Genomic DNA, 13796 nt, shown 5'->3' on the forward strand with positions numbered 1-13796 from the left:
CGGACCCTAGATCCGGCAAATTTTGAAAACAAGACCCATTTGTTGGATGGCATAAGAAAAAGGGGACTTAACGCCCCCTTGAATGCTCTTTCAGGCCATTGGCGAATGTATAAGCGCCGCCGTTTACACGCGCGCTTCCAGAACCAGCTTTGGTGCCTTGTCCGTATCCAGCAAGGATGCCTTCAAGCGCTTCTTCTTGGATTGCCCGTTGAGACTGTTGACGACGACCGGCTGAGGTACGTCGGACCCCTCTTCGGCGGCCTTCATCAGAAGCGCGAAGCTGCTCGGATGCAGGAGCGTTTCGGTGATTGGCTTGTCCTCCATCACAGACTGGGTCAGATGATAGGCCTTCATCGCAGAATTGTTCGCCGCCAGTATCATCCGGCTCTTCGCGTTCACGACAAGAATTGGCGCACTGCACAGGTTGAAGACCTTGGAAAAATCCACGTCTCCGGCCACGTGCCCGGCAGAGAACAAAACACCGCCGATTGCACCGCCGATCCGGAAATACATGGCGCTATAGGTCAGCTCAAGTGTGTCACCGGTCACGAGCAGGAACTTTGCCCGTCCTGTCGCGCTCGCCCGCCGGGTAAGGGACTCAACAGTCAGCGAAACGAGGCTGCGGCCAACCCGCTTCTGGACGTGAGCAATGTTCCGGCCCATGATCAGCGCGGAGTCCTGAACGCCAAAGCTCTGCAAAAAACCTTCGCTTGCGTAACGGATGTAGCCAAAGCTATCGACCAGGAGAACAATCCGGTTCGAGCTTGCGACAAAGTGCTGAAGGATCGGACCGAGACCTAAGGCAATCTTGCCGGGATTGCTGTCATCCTTGCCGATGGACGGGAAGCACACCGCCAGCATGCGGCCATCTGGCAGCTCATAGCGATAAGCCATGAGCGGAATACCCGGTATCCGGTGATCAACGCCGCCACCAACATCATAAGGCCCTGCAACGCCCTCACGGATAGCCCCCTGGATCAACCGCAGGATGGTTTTCCGGTCCTCCGGGGTGAGCAGGCGCAAAGCCTCCTGGGAGGGCGCCTCCTGAAGATCGTGTATCTCGCTATCGAATGTCTGTGAGCCCGTCTCGTGCCATACGACCATCTTGCGGCTGATATCCGCGAAGAAGAAATCCAGACCAGCCAGTTTCAGCGCAGGCGGCTTGCCTTCTTCCTGTTTGGACGCTTCTGCATCCATGTCATTCACCTGTGCGGGTGTGATGGCTTTCCGGCCGGCCGAGTGAAGGGTCATGCGGGAACCGTGACGTCCTTGTTTTTGAGGGGTTCAGTCGCCACGCTGCGGCAGAAAAGCAAAGAAGCGGTGAAATAATATCTGCAATTTGAAGCAACCCCGCTATTTGCTGCGGGTTTTCAAGCTTTTTCACATCAGCCGCTTGCGAACTCGCACCTCTCTATTGCGCTTTGGCCGCCCGGCCCAGCCTCGATATCGCGGCCGTAGGCCGTGAGCCATTTACCTCACTGGACGTGTGCCGGAAGGAAAGGTGACAAGTCCCCATTCGTTAAAAATCATGCTTAATTATTGGTCACTAAAAAGGATCAAGTTGGAACGAAATTGAGCTGTTTTCTGCTCCCTGAAAACCAGCCACAAAAGCGCCACGAAATGACACCTGAACCGCCTATATGCGGTCTATCAGACGGCCCAATCCTCACGGATCTTATGTGCATGAACATCTTTGGAGAGATGGAACATGACACAGGCAGAGCACTTCGGTACGTACGCAGCAGCTTCTAACCAGTCAGCAGACCGCAAGCTGGCGCGGGCAATGGGATTTTCTGTCCTTGCCCTGACCGGCATCGCCATCGGTCTTTCGGGTGCTCAGGATGCCCGGATGTTTGGCCTGGTAGGAGCTTTCGCCGCCATGCTGACGGTTAGCGCCTGCCTTGGCTCCCGTCTCGCCAAGGGGCTCACGTCCCGCAAAGAAATTGTCGGGCGCCGCAGCGGCCTGAACCTGGAGACGTGGTCATGACCCTCGAAAAGATAGAAACCCCTGCGGAAGCCGGCAACTTCTCAGAAGCCCCACTCATGGAGCGCAAGAAGTCCAAACGCCGGGAAGCAACGCCCATGCAGCGGGAACTGTCGGAAGCCCGCCCTCTGCTGAGTGCGATTGCTCTCGGGCTGATCTTCGCCCTGACGCTGACCCTGGCAGCCTCGCTCGCTCCGGACACCGTCGGCGCCAAGGGCGGCCGGATTTCACAGCCTGCCTCGCCTCCACCAGCGACAATGGCACCGGTCAATCAAACCAGCAAGGCGACCTGACCCTTCCCTCCGGGACTGTCTTCCGGTCTCACACGCTCCTCCCCGGAAGACGACAGCCGGCCCCGATCCCAAGATCCGGGCCGGTTCTATCTTTTCTGGAACCACCCGCATTCTCATGAGTTCTGGTATGGCCCCCTTCAGCGGCACCCAACCTCCTCCGTTCGGCGCCAAACAAGAGACCATTGCGAAACACCGCCTCCCGGCGGATAAATAGACTCAAAGACAAAACGGGAGTTCTCCATGGACATCGATCTCAACCTGTCCGCCGACACGATCCGCCTGCTGGCCCAGAAGGCACGAGCGGTGAACAGTGACCTCGAAGACGGTTTTGATGACAGCAACGACGGAGAAATCGAGTTCGACGAGGACACTCTGACCGATACCCACGCCCATGACGGGCTGGCCGAGGAAGAGAACGACGACATGACCGAGGAAGAACTGCGGGAGCTGATCGCAGATCTGAATGTCGATGAGGCAGCTGAACTCGTCGCCGTCGTCTGGGTTGGCCGCGGGGACTACGAAGCCGAGGACTTCCTGCAGGCGGTGGAAGATGCCAAGGACCGCGCCAATGCCTCGACCGCCAAATATCTCATGGGCATGCCGCTTTTGGCAGACCACATCGAGGCTGGTCTCGACGCGCTGGAACTCTAAACAAGGCAACACGCTGGAGTTCCCAATGCCGTTGCGGCCAACCAGCTTCTGGTTGCGATTCTGGTTTCTTTGGAAAACGCCATAAAGAAACCATTTACCATCTTTCCCTTGCCCCTCCTGTGCTCCACCCTGCGCCTTGCGGTTCGAAACCACTGGCGGAAACCATGGAGGAGTGATTGTGACGATGTTCCAGGATCAATCCAAGCGTGACCCACTTTCCCTCGACCAGCCTTCTCCTTGGCGTCTCTGCGCCGTTTTTTGTGGTGTGTGCACAGTTCTCGGTGTGCTGCTCGCCGCCTTCACGAACTGACGCCCCAGCACTCCGCGCCAAATCCCGGCAGTCTCCTTCTGGGGAACTTTCAAGATGAGCTCCCGCAGAATTGGCGCTCTGGACGCGGCCCGCGGTGCGGCGCTCGTGGCCATGGTGGTCTATCACCTGTCTTGGGATCTTTCCTGGTTCGGCCATGTGGACTGGGCCGTCTCGACGGATCCGGACTGGAAGGCCTTCGCGGCTTCTATTGCCGGAAGCTTCCTGTTCCTGTCCGGCATTGGTCTGGCACTCGCCCATCGCAATGGCATCCGCTGGCGGGCGTTCTGGATCCGGGAGGGCAAGGTTGCCCTGGCTGCCTGTACGGTCTCCATCGCCACCTGGTTTGCCTTTGGCGACAGCTTCGTCCGCTTCGGCATTCTTCATGCAATCGCCGCAAGCAGCCTGATCGCCCTGCCGTTTCTGCGTGCCCCCGCCTTTCTGTCGATTGCTGCAGCCGCATTGATCGGCACGGCGCCACTTTGGGCCTCCAGCCACGCCTTTGATGGCCAGTTGCTGCTCTGGACCGGGCTGGGTCAGCCGGACTATGGCTCGGTCGATTATGTGCCGATTGCGCCCTGGACCGGACTGGTGCTGCTAGGCCTCGGCCTTACCCGCCTCGCCCTGCGCCTGAAGCCCGCTCTTTTCAACGTGCGCGCTCCAGATGAAACCGGAGCACAGCAAAGCCCGGGACGCGTGCTCGGCGCCCTGGCCACATTTGGCCGATATTCCCTGCCGGTCTATCTCATTCACCAGCCGCTTCTTTATGGCCTTGTCTGGTCGTTCACAGCGCTCGGGCTTGCCCCCGACCGGAGCGAAGCCCTGTTCGTGCGTGACTGCACCCGGGCTTGCGTTGCGACCTTCGGCGACGAAACGGCGTGCAATACGTCCTGTTCCTGCACGCTGGATGCTGCCAGGAAGGACGGTTTCTGGGAGGATCTGGTCAAGAGCCCGAACGACAGTGGCCTTCGGGCGCGTCTCAATGATGCTTATGCAATTTGCCTGCGCGACACCCCTTCAACGCCCCCGGCCACCAGCTCCGGCAACTGACTTCAAAATACGTCACCGGCGAGCCCGCTCGAGCATGCGCAGGATCCGCGCCTTGGCAAAGGCGGGAAAGTCCGTCCGTCCGTTGCCAAGCCCTGCCTGCTCCAGCGCCCAGAGCGCGGAGACGGCGTCACAGCGCTGGGTCATATCCTGCAAGGCGGATGGCTCCGGCACCTTGCCGCCAGCTGCCGCATAGCCCTCCAGGAACGCCTTCCGCCCTTGCCGCTCAAAACTGTTTTCAAGCATTGCATAGGCAAGGTCCCAGACAGGTGGCGCCATTGAGGAAAACTCAAAGTCGATAAGCCGTATCCCTTGAGCCGTCTTGAGAACATTGCCTGGTGACAGATCACAGTGGCTGGGAACCAGATTGGCAGCATCCGGCTCCGCTGGCTCCGTCAAACCCTCCAGAATGGACTGAATATCTGACAGCTCCCGATCAAAAGACCCCGCGTCCCTGACAGTGGTGAGCAGCGCTGCAAGCAGGCCCGGAAGATCCAGTTTGCCACTGAATGTCCCTTCCAGCCCGTGAAGCCTGGCAATCACCTTGCCAAGTTCCGCGGGATTGGTCTCTGCCTCGGCAAGCTCTAAACGCCGCATCAGCATCAAGCCGTCCTGTTCATCAAAGAAAAGCGGTGGAACCGCCAGGCCCGCGCGGGCGGCACATTCAAGATTACGGAATTCACCTTGACGGTCGATCAATCCGGCACTCTTGGCCGCCGGAACTCGCAGGACAAACCGGCCCTTATCCGCAACCAGCCCAAAAACAGAATTAGACAGTCCCTTGAGACGCTCTGCCTGGCGGGGCGCGCCTGTCAGCCGCGACAACTCCGGCCGGGTGTCCAGAACCGAACGCACGGTATCCAACGGTGCAGCTTCTCGAGAAACCCTTGCTCTGTCAGAGACAAATGCCGTTGAATCTGCCAAGAACAGTCATCCTTATCTTCGCGCGTAGCCGCATCGTTCAGCCTGATGGAGAGTTCCATGACCGGCACCCCGGACCAGCCAGCCGCACCATCTTCGGGCCCATCCGTCAGCCCTGAAAGCCTTCAGGTGCCCGAGGCGGTGAAAGCTCCCGATATCACCATCACCTATTGCCGCCAATGCGGATGGTTGCTGCGAACGGCCTGGATGGCCCAAGAGATCCTGACAACATTCTCCGAAGATGTGGCCGCTGTCACACTCGTTCCGGGTACCGGCGGGATCTTCACCATCACCTGCGATGGCCACCTGGTCTGGGACCGCAAGACCGACGGCGGCTTTCCCGACGCCAAAACCCTCAAGACCCGCCTGCGCAACCTGGTCTGGCCCGACAAGGATCTTGGCCACTCGGATGCGGGGAAGACGGGGTGATCATGGAGAGAGGAACCCGGCGAGCCTCTGCTCTAACGCCGGCTTGTCCCGGACCTCACACGCCCAAACCGTGAGCACACTCCACCCCATCTCCTCCAGCATTTTCTGCCTGGACTGGTCACGCTCGACATTTCTCTCCAGCTTGGGCAGCCAATAGTCCAGACGGGATTTCGGTAAACGGGAATCCTTGCAACCGGGGTCAGGGTGCTGGTGCCAGAAGCACCCATGAACAAAGATGACTTTCCGGCGTGGACCGAAAACCAGGTCGGGTTTTCCGGGAAGATCCTTGCGGTGAAGCCGGTAACGGTAGCCCATGGAATGAACCATCTGGCGGACAATCATCTCAGGCTTGGTATTTTTCGACCGGATTGCGGCCATGTTCCGGGAACGCCGCTCTATAGAGATCTTATCAGCCATGAAGCCGGTCACACCTCAATAGTCGCTTGACTCGATTAGGGTCCACTCCTCAGGAGTGCAATTATGCGAAACAAACTCATCTGGATTGCAGTGAGGAAGCCCCAGGGATTCAATGAGTCTGGAGTGATAGTAGCCGGATAAAATAACGGCACACTCCTTCTTCAGAACATCACGTGCTCCACCATTCCCGCGTACACGTTTCATATAGTCTTTCTGATCGAAGAGCAGAGCTTGCAAAACTGTCCGGTGAATAACCTTATCCTGGTTCTCTCTGAAAAATTGCGCAGCCCTCCGGTTCCCTCCTGTCATTTCCCGCAGCTGACGAAACCGGGCCATATCCAGCCCCTCGAACCGGCTATTAGGAAGACTGCGTTCACGCAAAAGCCAATGAATGTCCTGGAAAGCAGACCGCTTGACGCTCCGTTTCCCGTCCCGGTTCGGCTTGTTTAAGTATTCTTCGCGGGCAATGATAATCCCAAGGGAGCACGTCCGGGCTTCTGTCGCCACCATCACCAGAATGCACGGCTCTGCGTTCCGGAATGTTTCAGGAGGGATCATCCAGGTTTCGCGAACCGTATTTTTAACGTCGATATCCTGATCCAGAAGCCGGAAATCACGGAGCCCTTTGGGAATGCCCAAAAAGTCTCGAAGGAAGTGCTCAACCTTCAACCCAATGAATGTCTTTTCAACATTGTCCAGGTCTGCCACCCGCGTCCGGGCGGTCCTAACAGGATCAATAACGTACTCAACAGCTTCCAGTATGATCTCTGGCAATTTTTGGATAAAGACATCCTGTCCACCACCGAGCCTGAACAGCTCCTGAGCTATACGATCAAGGAGCTCGTGGTCAGAAGCTTGGCTGCTGTCAGTCATTCCGCAGCTTCACGTGTCATCACAGCAGCAAGTGCCCTGGCGATGCACTTGCCGACCGACGCCGCGACAGGCGGGGGAAATGCATTCCCGACTTGACGGTATGCAGCAGTTTTACGGCCATAGAACTGCCAGTTGTCAGGAAACCCTTGCAGCCTCGCAACCATCGGGACGGTCAGCCGGGGCAGCCCCTCATGGTCAGGCCCAGGCAGCTCGTTGGCAATCGTCCTGCCTTCAACACCGAGATCGGCCCAGGCTTTCCGCGCACGGGTTGGGCCCAGATCAGGGCCTCCATGCTTTTTTGAACCACCGACGATTGTCGGCGCAATCCTGTTGGCCTGATCCTTCCAGGCTGCGGCACCAGACCATCCCCCCGCCGACATGAGATCAAACAGTGCCTCCCCAACACTGGGGGCCGCAACCGTTCCCGCTGGCCAGTCAAAACTGTCCGCAAACTCACGTTTCAAAGCGACCATTACGACACGGGGACGTAATTGCGGGACGCCAAAGTCCGAAGATTGCAAGAGTTTCCAAAAGACTTTGTATCCAATCCGGCGAAGGCGGATTTCGATAAAATCACGATATGGCTTGAAAGAGGGATCAAGCATTCCCCGGACATTTTCGAACATAATCGCACGCGGCTTCACGCGCTCGGCGATCTCGATACCGCGGGTAAAAAGGTTCCGCTCGTCCTTCTCTCCCAGCTGCTTTCCTGCAACTGAAAAAGGCGGACATGGCAGCCCGCCGGCGAGCAAATCAACACCGCGGTATTGCTCGAAGTCAAACTCCTGAAAGAGATCGTGCTCATGCACGGTCCATTCGGGACGGTTCAGACGCAATGTCTCACATGCATGGGGATCGTTTTCGAAGAGAGCCACATGATCGAAACCAGCCATTTCCAAGCCAAGCGCTTGACCGCCGCCACCCGCGCACAGCTCAAGGGAAGACAACTGATTCTTCATTGCAGGACCTCAATTCATTCTTGGTTACAATACATATCACAACAAGGAACAAATTAGGAACACATAACTATCCCCAGATCCATCGCGAAAGATCAACCTTCGTAAGCTGCGTGAGCGCAAAGAATGCTTCTGTGAGCGCAGCCCAACACACCTACCTAAAATTCCCGCCGTTCCAGGAACAGCTCTTGCTCAAGCGGCTATATTTTAGAATACACCCCCTCGCATCAGGGCAGGCTTGGCCCTAGTTTCCGGGAACAACGGCAAGCGGAAACGTTGGGTTGGATCCGTTCCTTTTGTGGGCTCGGGCCAATCCACGCTTCGCGCCAGTCACACACCAGATGAACTCCTCAACAAGGCGTATCCATGTTCAAGAAACTCTCTCTGGCCATCGCGGCCCTTGCGATCAGCGCAAGCGTGCAGGCACAGGCAGCAGAAACCCTGCGGGTCGGCATGTCCGGCGGCTATTTCCCCTTCACCTTCACCAAGGGCGGTGAGCTGCAAGGCTTTGAAGTCGACGTTCTGAATGCCGTCGGCAAGGAAACCGGGCTGAAGGTCGAGTTCGTCACCATGTCCTTCTCCGGCCTGATTGGCGCCCTTGAAGCCGGCCGCATCGATACGGTCGCAAACCAGATCACCATTACCCCGGAACGCGAAAAGAAGTTCGCCTTCACCCAGCCCTATGTGATCGACGGCGCCCAGGTCGTGGTCAAGAAGGGTAATGAAGAAGAGATCAAAGGACCGGAGGACCTCAAGGGCAAGACCGTTGCGGTCAACCTTGGCTCCAATTTCGAAGAGCTGCTGAAGAACCTGCCCTATGCGAGCGAGATCAACATCAAGACCTATGACACTGGCATCGAGCAGGATGTCGCCCTGGGCCGCGCTGACGCCTTCGTCATGGACCGTGTGTCCTCTGCTCAGGTGATCAAGGAAAGCCGCCTGCCGCTGGCACTTGCCGGCAAGCCCTTCTCAAAGATCGAGAATGCCATGCCGTTCCGCAAAGACGAAAAGGATCTGAAGCTTCGCGATGAAGTGGATGCGGCTCTAACCAAGCTCCGTGAAAACGGCACCTTGACCGAAATCTCCCAGAAGTGGTTCGGTACCGACATCACCTCCGGCGAATAAGAAGCAAACATGCCAGGACTCGACACGCAATACATGCTGGACCTCTTGCCGGTCCTTCTGAAAAACTTGCCGCTGACGCTGTTCATGGCATTCGTGGGGATGGGCTTCGCGCTCATCCTCGCCTCGCTTCTGGCGATTATCCGGATTATCCGGCTGCCGGTAGCCGATCAGATGGTCGTGGTGTTCATCAGCTTTTTCCGCGGCACGCCGCTGCTGGTGCAGCTGTTTCTCTTCTATTACGGCCTGCCCCAAGTCATGTCGTTCCTGACGGCGATCGACGGGGTCTCTGCCACCATCATGGGCCTGACCCTGCATTTCTCGGCCTACATGGCAGAGAGCATCCGCGCGGCCATTGTCGGCGTGGACCGCAGCCAGTGGGAGGCGGCCGAGTCCATCGGCATGACCCGCAGCCAGATGATGCGGCGGATCATCCTGCCCCAGGCAGGCCGCATCGCCGCGCCGACCCTGGTCAACTATTTCATCGACATGATCAAATCCACGTCTCTGGCCTTCACCCTAGGCGTCACCGAAATGATGGGGGCCGCCCAGAAGGAAGCGGCTGGCAGCTTCCGCTATTTCGAAGCCTTCCTGGATGTCGCCCTGATCTACTGGGTGATCGTGGAGATCCTGTCCTTCCTGCAGCGGCGCCTCGAGGCCCGGCTCAACAAGGCTTTTGCACGATGACCTGCACCGTCGGCATTTCCGTCCAGGGCCTCACCAAGGCCTTCAACGGCACCACCATCCTCAATGGCATTGATCTCACCATCGCGCCGGGCGAGCGCATCGTGATCATCGGTCCATCGGGCACCGGCAAGTCCACCTTGCTGCGCTGCCTGAACTTTCTCGACCGTCCGGAAGCCGGCACCATCCGGGTCGGCGACCTGAGCGTGGATGCGGCCCATGCCAGCAAGACGGACATCCTGAGCCTGCGCCGCCGCACGTCCTTCGTCTTCCAGAACTACGCGCTCTTCGCCAACAAGACCGCCAAGCAGAACATCATGGAAGCGCTGGTGGTCGTGAAGAAAATGCCCCAGGCGGAAGCGGAACGGCGGGCACTTGCCATCCTTGGCGAGATTGGCCTGTCCGACAAGGCAGACGCCTATCCCGCCAGCCTGTCCGGTGGCCAGCAGCAGCGTGTCGGCATTGGCCGGGCCATGGCGCTGGAAGCCGAACTGATGCTGTTTGACGAACCCACCTCCGCGCTTGATCCGGAATGGGTCGGCGAGGTGCTGGAACTCATGCGCCGGGTTGCCGCCCAGCACCAGACCATGCTGATCGTCACCCATGAAATGCAGTTCGCCCGCGAGATCGCCGACAAGGTGATCTTCATGGAGGGCGGACGTATCGTGGAACAGGGTCCGCCCGCCCAGATCTTTGACGCCCCGCAAGACCCGCGCACCCGCGAATTCCTCCGCCGTCTCGGCTGATCCCACCTGTCCTCCTGACAACCTTGTGTCAGGAGGACAGGATTTAGTTCCATCCAAACAGGAACAAACCCGCAACACCCCCTTTCCTCCGGAGCGGAGTCGGACCATATTGCGGGCATGAGCAAGAAGCCGACCTCCCCCGCCGACGACCTCCCCACACATCCGGATGCCACTGACGGCTTCGGCGAAGCGCCGCAGGCCGCCTTTGAGGGTGCACCGCTCTCCGGCAGCATCGCCGATTGGGCGAAGGAGATCGAGGACGAGGCCGCCAAGGCCATCCCTCACCCGTCCACCGGCCCGCAAGACGCGCCGGCGTCCACCCTCTCCCCTCAGGGGAGAGGGAAAACGGCTGCGGAGCAGGCGTTGGGTGAGGGGCTCCCTTCAACCAGGAGCAAAGCCGCCCCCAAGAAGCCTGCCACCAAGACCAAGGACGCCAAACCTGCACGCTCGGCCCGGGGCACCTCCATGGGCAAGGCGGACAGTGCGCGTGAACGGGCGGCAGGCGGTCTGAATCCGGTCGCCGGTCTGGACATGACACTGGAAGAGGCTGAGCAGCTTGAGGAAAAGCTGAAGCAGCACCAGAAGGACAACAAGAAGAAAAAGAAGGAGAGCAAGTTCGGTGAGCTCTCCGGCAATCAGGGCGCAACCGCAACCGTCGAGGCTCTGGCCGCGCTGATCGAAAGCGGCAACCCACTGATCAAGGATGGCGAGGTCTGGGTGCCGCACCGGCCTGAGCGGCCGGAAAAGTCCGAAGGCGGCGTGCCGATCGTGCTGAAGTCCGCCTATGAACCGGCGGGAGATCAGCCCACGGCCATTGCGGAACTGGTGGGCGGCATCGACAGCGGCGAGCAGACCCAGGTGCTGCTCGGCGTCACCGGTTCGGGCAAGACCTACACCATGGCCCAGGTGATCCAGCGGACCCAGCGCCCGGCCCTGATTCTGGCGCCGAACAAGACCCTGGCTGCCCAGCTCTATGGCGAGTTCAAGAGCTTCTTCCCGGACAATGCGGTCGAGTATTTCGTCTCCTACTACGACTATTACCAGCCGGAAGCCTATGTCCCGCGCACGGACACCTATATCGAGAAGGAATCCTCGATCAACGAGCAGATCGACCGGATGCGCCACTCGGCCACCCGTTCCCTGCTGGAGCGCGACGACTGTATCATCGTTGCCTCGGTCTCCTGCATTTACGGTATCGGCTCGGTCGAGACCTACACGGCCATGACCTTTGCCATCGAGGTGGGCGAGCGCATCGACCAGCGCCAGCTGCTCGCCGATCTGGTGGCTCTGCAATACAAGCGCAACGATGCCGCCTTCCAGCGCGGTACTTTCCGGGTGCGCGGCGACACCATCGAGCTGTTCCCCGCCCACTATGAGGACCGCGCCTGGCGCATCTCGCTCTTCGGCGACGAGATCGAGGCCATCACCGAGTTCGACCCGCTGACCGGAAAGAAGTCCGGCGAGATGAAGTCGGTGAAGATCTACGCCAATTCGCACTATGTCACGCCCAAGCCCACGCTTCAGCAGGCCATCAAGTCCATCAAGACCGAGCTGAAGGGACGGCTGGAAGAGCTGAATGCGCATGGCCGCCTGCTGGAAGCCCAGCGGCTGGAACAGCGGACGATGTTCGACCTGGAAATGCTGGAAGCCACCGGCTCCTGCCAGGGCATCGAGAACTATTCCCGCTATCTGACCGGCCGCGCACCGGGCGAGCCACCCCCGACCCTGTTTGAATATCTGCCGGACAATGCCATCGTCTTCACCGACGAGAGCCATGTGACCATTCCACAGATCGGCGCCATGTACCGGGGCGACTTCCGCAGAAAAGCGACGCTGGCCGAATATGGCTTCCGCCTGCCCTCTTGCATGGACAACCGCCCCCTGCGCTTCGAGGAATGGAACGCCATGCGGCCCCAGTCCATCTGCGTGTCGGCCACCCCCGGCAGCTGGGAGATGGACCAGTCCGGCGGCGTCTTCGCCGAGCAGGTGATCCGCCCCACCGGCCTGATCGACCCGCCGGTGGAAATCCGTCCCGCTACGTCCCAGGTGGACGATCTTCTAGGCGAAGTGCGCGAAACCGCCGCCAAGGGATACCGCACACTGGTCACGACCCTGACCAAGCGCATGGCCGAGGATCTGACCGAATATCTCCACGAGAACGGCGTGCGCGTGCGCTACATGCACTCGGACATCGACACCCTGGAGCGGATCGAGATCCTGCGCGACCTGCGCCTTGGTGCCTTCGACGTGCTGGTCGGCATCAACCTGCTGCGTGAAGGTCTCGACATTCCCGAATGTGCGCTGGTCGCCATTCTGGACGCGGACAAGGAAGGCTTCCTGCGCTCGGAAACCTCGCTGATCCAGACCATTGGCCGTGCGGCGCGTAACGTTGACGGCAAGGTGCTGCTCTATGCGGACCGGATGACAGGCTCCATGGAGCGGGCGATTGCGGAAACCAACCGCCGCCGGGAAAAGCAGCTCGCCTACAACGCCGAGCACGGGATCACCCCGGAAACTGTCCGCCGCTCCATCGGCGACATTCTGGAAAGCGTCTACGAGCAGGACCACGTCACCGTGGACGCGGGCTTTGCCGAGACCGGCTCCCTGGTCGGCCACAATCTCAAGGCCCATATCGAGGATCTGGAACGGCAGATGCGGGAAGCCGCCAGCGATCTGGACTTCGAAACGGCGGCCCGCCTGCGCGACGAGGTCAAGCGCCTGCGCGAAACGGAACTTGCCGTCGCCGACGATCCGCTGGCCCGCCAGTCCTCCGTGGAAGACAAGTCCGGCGGCTACAAGGGCGACCGCAGCTTCGGCGCGGGCGGCACCAAGGCAGGCGCCAGCGGCAAGAAAAAGGAAACCGCCGCCGACCGGGCAAGGGCGGCAAGGGAAAAGAGTTCGGGCCAAGGGCCCGCAAGCCAAACAGGCGCCGCGCCCAATGGCGCGCCCTCGCGGAGCTCAGGCCGTCAGGCCGATACGAGCGTGAGCGAACAACAACTCGCACCTTCGCAGAAGGTGAGGAAGAATACACTGGACGAAATGACCGTTGGGCGCACGGAAGTGCCACTGTCCAACAAGCCCCTGCCGAAGAAACCGATCATCCAGGCCGACGACAGCCCCACCCCGGTCATCCGCGGCAAGATCGGCGCAGGGTCTTACGAGGACCCGGCGGAGGAACAGCGGCGCAGAGGAAGGCCGAAAAAGAGCGGGCGGCCGGGGCGGTAGTCAAACTCTCCACGGTCATCAACTCTGTTTTGCGATGTCCTCTCTGATTCTGGCATTGAGGATGACGATGATCTTGCGCATGAGAGCCGAGATGGCAACGATTGGCTTTTTGCCGTTCTGTATAAGCCGTTGATAGAACGC

The 13796-nt window shown here is 59.5% G+C and carries 14 protein-coding genes and 1 pseudogene; 9 read left to right on the forward strand and 6 right to left on the reverse strand.

Translation table 11 applies throughout. The features are described 5' to 3' along the window. Positions 1-123: 123 nt before the first annotated feature. Entirely contained in the window at positions 124-1251 is a 1128-nt protein-coding gene (locus IG616_RS03960; RefSeq protein ID WP_192146566.1) for a hypothetical protein, read from the reverse strand. A 457-nt stretch (positions 1252-1708) separates the two neighbouring features. Here IG616_RS03960 and IG616_RS03965 point away from each other — a divergent pair, with 457 nt between their 5' ends. The 4 genes from IG616_RS03965 to IG616_RS03980 all read left to right on the forward strand — a co-directional run bounded on the left by IG616_RS03965 (position 1709) and on the right by IG616_RS03980 (position 4285). Continuing rightward, positions 1709-1987, forward strand: a complete 279-nt coding sequence (locus IG616_RS03965; protein ID WP_192146568.1) for a hypothetical protein — start codon at positions 1709-1711, stop codon at positions 1985-1987. Beyond that, complete coding sequence (locus tag IG616_RS03970) at positions 1984-2277, forward strand: hypothetical protein (RefSeq protein WP_192146570.1); 294 nt, start codon at positions 1984-1986, stop codon at positions 2275-2277. The genes IG616_RS03965 and IG616_RS03970 overlap by 4 nt, the downstream gene beginning before the upstream one ends. A 240-nt stretch (positions 2278-2517) precedes the next feature. Continuing rightward, the gene (locus IG616_RS03975; RefSeq protein WP_192146572.1) at positions 2518-2928 is read left to right on the forward strand and encodes a DUF3775 domain-containing protein; all 411 of its coding nucleotides are present in this window, start codon (positions 2518-2520) and stop codon (positions 2926-2928) included. A 364-nt stretch (positions 2929-3292) separates the two neighbouring features. Next, a complete protein-coding gene (locus IG616_RS03980) occupies positions 3293-4285 on the forward strand; it encodes a heparan-alpha-glucosaminide N-acetyltransferase (RefSeq protein WP_192146574.1) in 993 nt (330 codons plus the stop codon). 12 nt (positions 4286-4297) lie between these two features. On the opposite strand, the gene IG616_RS03985 is transcribed toward IG616_RS03980, so the two are convergent. After that, positions 4298-5137: a choline/ethanolamine kinase family protein gene (locus tag IG616_RS03985; protein ID WP_343072338.1), complete on the reverse strand. Its 840-nt coding sequence runs from the start codon at positions 5135-5137 to the stop codon at positions 4298-4300. Between the two features lie 207 nt (positions 5138-5344). On the opposite strand from IG616_RS03985, the gene IG616_RS03990 reads away from it, so the two are divergent. Continuing rightward, entirely contained in the window at positions 5345-5632 is a 288-nt protein-coding gene (locus IG616_RS03990) for an Rdx family protein (protein ID WP_343072339.1), read from the forward strand. On the opposite strand, the gene IG616_RS03995 is transcribed toward IG616_RS03990, so the two are convergent. Genes IG616_RS03995 through IG616_RS04005 form a run of 3 tightly spaced genes read right to left on the reverse strand, consistent with a single transcriptional unit; the run spans position 5633 to position 7881 of the window. Further along, on the reverse strand, positions 5633-6049 hold the full coding sequence (locus IG616_RS03995) for a very short patch repair endonuclease (protein ID WP_192146580.1): 417 nt from the start codon (positions 6047-6049) through the stop codon (positions 5633-5635). A gap of 15 nt (positions 6050-6064) precedes the next feature. Beyond that, complete coding sequence (locus IG616_RS04000) at positions 6065-6922, reverse strand: NaeI family type II restriction endonuclease (protein ID WP_192146582.1); 858 nt, start codon at positions 6920-6922, stop codon at positions 6065-6067. Then, complete coding sequence (locus IG616_RS04005) at positions 6919-7881, reverse strand: DNA cytosine methyltransferase (RefSeq protein WP_192146584.1); 963 nt, start codon at positions 7879-7881, stop codon at positions 6919-6921. Before IG616_RS04005 ends, IG616_RS04000 begins: the two co-directional genes overlap by 4 nt. Before the next feature lie 363 nt (positions 7882-8244). Between IG616_RS04005 and IG616_RS04010 the strand changes: the two genes are divergently transcribed. The 4 genes from IG616_RS04010 to uvrB all read left to right on the forward strand — a co-directional run bounded on the left by IG616_RS04010 (position 8245) and on the right by uvrB (position 13655). Next, positions 8245-9003 (forward strand): amino acid ABC transporter substrate-binding protein, encoded by a 759-nt coding sequence (locus tag IG616_RS04010; protein WP_192146586.1) that lies wholly within the window; start codon positions 8245-8247, stop codon positions 9001-9003. A gap of 9 nt (positions 9004-9012) precedes the next feature. Further along, positions 9013-9687 carry an amino acid ABC transporter permease gene (locus IG616_RS04015; protein WP_192146588.1) on the forward strand — a complete coding sequence of 225 codons (675 nt, stop codon included), beginning with the start codon at positions 9013-9015 and terminating at the stop codon, positions 9685-9687. Next, positions 9684-10430: an amino acid ABC transporter ATP-binding protein gene (locus IG616_RS04020; RefSeq protein ID WP_192146590.1), complete on the forward strand. Its 747-nt coding sequence runs from the start codon at positions 9684-9686 to the stop codon at positions 10428-10430. The genes IG616_RS04015 and IG616_RS04020 overlap by 4 nt, the downstream gene beginning before the upstream one ends. 117 nt (positions 10431-10547) lie before the next feature. Then, positions 10548-13655: an excinuclease ABC subunit UvrB gene (uvrB, locus tag IG616_RS04025; RefSeq protein ID WP_192146592.1), complete on the forward strand. Its 3108-nt coding sequence runs from the start codon at positions 10548-10550 to the stop codon at positions 13653-13655. 18 nt (positions 13656-13673) lie between these two features. Here uvrB and IG616_RS22965 read toward each other — a convergent pair. Then, a pseudogene (locus IG616_RS22965) lies at positions 13674-13796 on the reverse strand (IS110 family transposase); the annotation flags it as partial.

The sequence above is a fragment of the Roseibium litorale genome, from assembly GCF_014842915.1.
Classification (GTDB): Bacteria; Pseudomonadota; Alphaproteobacteria; order Rhizobiales; family Stappiaceae; genus Roseibium; species Roseibium litorale.